Genomic DNA, 4,330 nt, shown 5'->3' on the forward strand with positions numbered 1-4,330 from the left:
CCGCGCGACTGAACGCGCGCTCGGCCGCGCCGCTGTACGCGCGCCTGGCCGCCCCGCTGGCCGCACAGCCGGCAGCGCCGCTGTACGCGCGGTCGGCCGCGCGGCTGTTCGCGCGGCTGGGCGGGCGACTGGGCGCGCGGCGGGGTGCGGGGTGCGTGCGGCGTCGGACGCGCGTCCCGTGAGCCCGCGTCTTCGCGCGCCCGAGCGCCGGTGGCTCGCGCTGACCGCCGCGCTCACCGCGGCGTTCATGGACCTGGTGGACGTGACGGTCGTGAACGTCGCGCTGCCCCGGATCCAGGAGGACCTGCACGCCGGTCCGCGGCTCGGCCAGTGGACGGTCTCCGCCTACGCCCTCGCCTACGCGTTGCTGCTGGTCACGGGCGGGCGGCTCGGCGACATCCTCGGCCGGCGGCGGGTGCTGCTGTCCGGCCTGGCGGGCTTCGTCTTCGCGTCGTGGGCGGCCGGGGCGGCGCACTCCCCCGGCGCGCTGATCGCGGCGCGGGCCGCGCAGGGCGTGTTCGCGGGCGTGATGGTGCCGCAGACGCTCTCGGTGATCAGCGTCCAGTTCCCACCCGGACGCGCCCGCGCCCGCGCGTTCACCCTCTACGGCGTCCTGCTCGGCGCGGCGCAGGTCGGGGGGCCGCTGCTCGGCGGGCTGCTGCTGCACTACGACGTCGCGGGGCTCGGCTGGCGGGCGATCTTCCTGGTGAACGTCCCGGTCGGGCTGGCGGCCCTGCTCGGGGTGGACCGCTGGATGGACGACTCGCGCGCGACCCCGCCGCCCCGCCTGGACCTGGCCGGGGTCCTGCTGGCGGGTGTCGCCGCGCTCGCGCTGACGCTGCCGCTCGTCCAGGGGCGGGCGCTCGGCGGACCGGTGTGGAGCCTCGTCCTGCTGCTCGCCGGCGTCCCGGCGGTGGCGGCGTTCGTGCTGGTGGAGACGCGTCGCGAACGGCTCGGGCGGAGCCCGCTCGTCCCGCCGTCGCTGCTGCGCCGCCGCTCGTTCGCGGCCGGGCTGGTGCTGACCACGGCGCTGTTCGGCACGGTCGCGGCCTGCTTCATCGCGCTCACCTGGGCACTCCAGTCGGGGCTCGGCTGGTCGCCGCTGCTGGTCGCGCTGACCGGCGCGGCCTGGCCCGCCGGGATGGCCTGCACGGCCCAGCCCACGCACCGGCTCGGCCCGCCCCGCGCCCGCGCCTTCGTCCGGACGGGCCTGGTCGTGATGGCGTGCGGGGTCGGCGGGCTCGCGGCCGTCTTCGCCCTGGCCGGGACGGATCTGCGGCCCTGGCACCTGCTCCCCGGACTGTTCTGCGCCGGGATCGGCATGGGGCTGGTGCTGCCGGTGCTGGCCAACGCCGTCCTCGCGGACGTCCCGGCGGGCGAGTCCGGGGCGGCGTCCGGCGTCTACAACTCGGTCACGCAGTTCGCGGGCGTCCTCGGAGTCGCCGCGGCCGGGCTCGCCTTCTACTCCGGCGGCGCTTCGGGGGACGCGGCGTCCGCACCCGGCGCGGCGGCCCGGACGCTCGGCGTCATGGTCCCGGTTCTCCTCGCGGCCGCCGCCCTCGCCGCGCTGCTCCCCCGCCGCCTCCCCTGGACGGACGGCCCCCCGACCGGGCCCGGGGACGCAGCGGCCGGAGGCCCGGACGCGGTGACCCGGGCCACCGGGGGCGGGTTCGCGGCGGCCGAAGGCCCGGACACGGCGGCCCGGGACGCCGTGGGCGGGTACGCGGCGGCCGGAGGCCGGGACGTCCCGGTGGCCGGGGACGCCGGGGACGCGGGGAGAGGACGATCCCGAATCGGGATGATTCGGGCTAGCCTGCTCCGACACGTCCACCCCGGGAGGTCGCGCTGAGCACCGCACGTGTGACCGTCGTCGTCCCGACCCGCGACTCCGCGCGGACGCTGGAGCGGTGCCTCGCCTCGCTGCGCGCGCAGAGCGAACCGGTCGAGCTGGTCGTGGTGGACAACGCGTCCACGGACGGGACGCCCGGGATCGCCGCCGCGTACGCCGACACCGTGCTGACGGGCGGGCCGGAGCGCAGCGCGCAGCGCAACCTCGGCTGGCGGGCCGCGTCCGGGGACGTCGTGGCCTTCGTGGACTCGGACATGGTCGTCTCCCCCGGCGTCGCCGCCGAGGCGGCCGGGGCGTTCGCCGCCGACCCGGGCCTGGGCGGGCTGGTCATCCCGGAGGAGTCGTTCGGGCAGGGCTTCTGGGCGCGGGTGCGGGCCGTGGAGAAGCGCGCCTACCTGGGCGATCCGGCCGTGGAGGCGGCGCGGATCTTCCGCCGGACGGCGCTGGCCGCCGTCGGCGGCTACGACGAGGGCCTCAGCGCCTTCGAGGACTGGGACCTCGCCGACCGCGTCGCCGCGACGGGCCTGCGGATCGGCCGGACGGCCTCGGGCGTCCTGCACGACGAGGGCCGCATCACGCTCCGGTCCGCCTACCGCAAGCGGCGCTACTACGGGCGGTGGCTGCCCGCGTACCGGGACCGTCCGACCGCGCGGTCGTTCGGCCGGGGCGGGACGCTCCGGCGGCTCCCTCTGCTGGACTCCCCGGTCGTCGCGGCCGGGGTGCTCGTCCTGAAGGCGACCGAGGCGGCCGGGCTGCTCGCGGGCGCCCGCGCGTCGGGGAAGGGGAAGCCGTGACCGCGACCGCGCCGGCGTCCGCCCCCGCCGCGTCCAAGCTGCCGGTCATCTCCGGCAGGCAGGACGCGCTCGACGGCGTCCGGGCCATCGCCGCGCTCATGGTGCTGCTGTTCCACGTGGCCGCGAGCACCGGCTACCTCACGGGCGAGCCCACACCGCTGACGCGGTTGCTGTCCCGGGGCGAGATCGGCGTGCCCATCTTCTTCGTCCTGTCCGGGCTGCTGCTGTACCGGCCCTGGGCGTCGGCGGCGCTCGGCCTGCGCCGCTCCCCCGGGACGGGCGGCTACCTGTGGCGCCGCCTGCTGCGGCTCATGCCCGCGTACTGGGTCGTCATGGCGGTCGCCCTCGGCATGTACAGCCGCGACCACCTGTCGGACATCCCGAGCCTGGTCGGCATCGGCACGCTCACCTACGGCTACGACCCGCATCCGTGGTGGACGGACCATCTGGGCCCCAAGGGGCTCGGGCAGATGTGGAGCCTGTGCGTCGAGGCGTCCTTCTACGTCGCGTTGCCCCTGCTCGCCTTCCTGCTGGACCGGTGGGCCCGGCGCGGGACGTCCGTTGACGTCCGTGCCCGGCGGCTGCTGTACGCGCTGGGCGCGATGTCGGTGGGGTCCGTCCTCTACGCGGTGGCCGTGCTCAAGACGCCGAACCCGCCGTACTGGGGCAGCATGCTCCCGCAGTACCTCGGCTGGTTCGGGGGCGGGATGGCGCTGGCCGTGGTGACGGTCTGGGCGAACGCGGTGCCGTCCGGCCCGGCGGCCCGGTTCGCGCGGACGGTCGCCGCCTCGGCCGTGACCTGCTGGACGGCCTGCGTGCTCGTCTACGTCATCGCGTCCACGCCGTTCACCGGCCTGTCCCGGCTGAACTCCACCAACGCCTGGACGACCGGGTTCAGCGTCGTGCTGTACGGACTGGTCGCGCTGCTGCTGGTCGCCCCGGCGGCGCTGGCCCCGGCCGGCGACCCGCTGGTCGGACGCGTCCTCGGCAACCCGGTGCTGGCGTTCCTGGGCCGCGTCTCCTACGGGGTCTTCCTCTGGCAGTTCGTGGTGATCTTCGTGTGGTTCGACCTGACCGACCACGCGCCGTTCACCGGCGACCTGCTGACCGACTTCCCGGTGTGCCTCGCGCTGACCGTCGCCGTCGCGACGGTCAGCTATTACGCGGTCGAGGAGCCCGTCCGGAAGCTGGGCGGCCGGCTGAACTCACGACCCGCTCGGACGGACACCGCCGCCGGTGGTTGACCCTGGTCCGGCCCCCGGGTCGGCGGCCGGGGCCCATTGGAGGGCGACGCCGTCGGCCAGCCAGATGTCGGGGGCGTCCGGCGCGGTGAGCGCGGCGGTGAGGCGGCCCAGGACGACCAGTCCGCAGATCTGCGGCAGGACGTCCCGGAGCAGCGGCAGCAGGTCCGGCCGGACGCCGTGCTGGTTCAGCCAGGCCGCGGCGGCGACCGAGACACCGCCGACCAGCATGAAGAACGCGGCGATCCAGGCGGACCGGACGGTCCGGGCCGCGCGCCGTCCCGACCACTGCGGCAAGGCTCCGACCAGCGCGGACACCGCCGCGACGGCCAGCCCGAGCGGACCCGCCAGCCAGAATCCGAGGGCCGCCGCGAGGACGGCCGGGGCCGCGACGCGGAGCGCCCGCGTCGCGCGCGCGTCGGGCACTCGCGGCGTGGCGGCGGGAG

At 76.7% G+C, this 4,330-nt stretch carries 5 protein-coding genes; 4 read left to right on the forward strand and 1 reads right to left on the reverse strand.

Annotated features, from left to right (window positions below):
- From AB0J52_RS29570 to AB0J52_RS29585, 4 genes are all read left to right on the forward strand, one after another.
- The coding region (locus AB0J52_RS29570) for a hypothetical protein (protein WP_500185836.1) at positions 1-182 on the forward strand (182 nt) is incomplete at its 5' end.
- The gene (locus tag AB0J52_RS29575) at positions 179-1,849 is read left to right on the forward strand and encodes an MFS transporter (RefSeq protein ID WP_500185838.1); all 1,671 of its coding nucleotides are present in this window, start codon (positions 179-181) and stop codon (positions 1,847-1,849) included. The genes AB0J52_RS29570 and AB0J52_RS29575, both read left to right, overlap by 4 nt.
- A gap of 11 nt (positions 1,850-1,860) precedes the next feature.
- Positions 1,861-2,643 carry a glycosyltransferase family 2 protein gene (locus tag AB0J52_RS29580; protein WP_500185840.1) on the forward strand — a complete coding sequence of 261 codons (783 nt, stop codon included), beginning with the start codon at positions 1,861-1,863 and terminating at the stop codon, positions 2,641-2,643.
- Entirely contained in the window at positions 2,640-3,887 is a 1,248-nt protein-coding gene (locus AB0J52_RS29585; RefSeq protein ID WP_500185842.1) for an acyltransferase family protein, read from the forward strand. Before AB0J52_RS29580 ends, AB0J52_RS29585 begins: the two co-directional genes overlap by 4 nt.
- On the opposite strand, the gene AB0J52_RS29590 is transcribed toward AB0J52_RS29585, so the two are convergent.
- Positions 3,849-4,330 (reverse strand): hypothetical protein (locus AB0J52_RS29590; protein ID WP_500185845.1); only part of this gene is annotated, 482 nt, incomplete at its 5' end. The two genes, AB0J52_RS29585 and AB0J52_RS29590, sit on opposite strands and share 39 nt — an antisense overlap.

This window comes from Spirillospora sp. NPDC049652, from assembly GCF_040675125.1.
Lineage (GTDB): Bacteria > Actinomycetota > Actinomycetes > Streptosporangiales > Streptosporangiaceae > Spirillospora.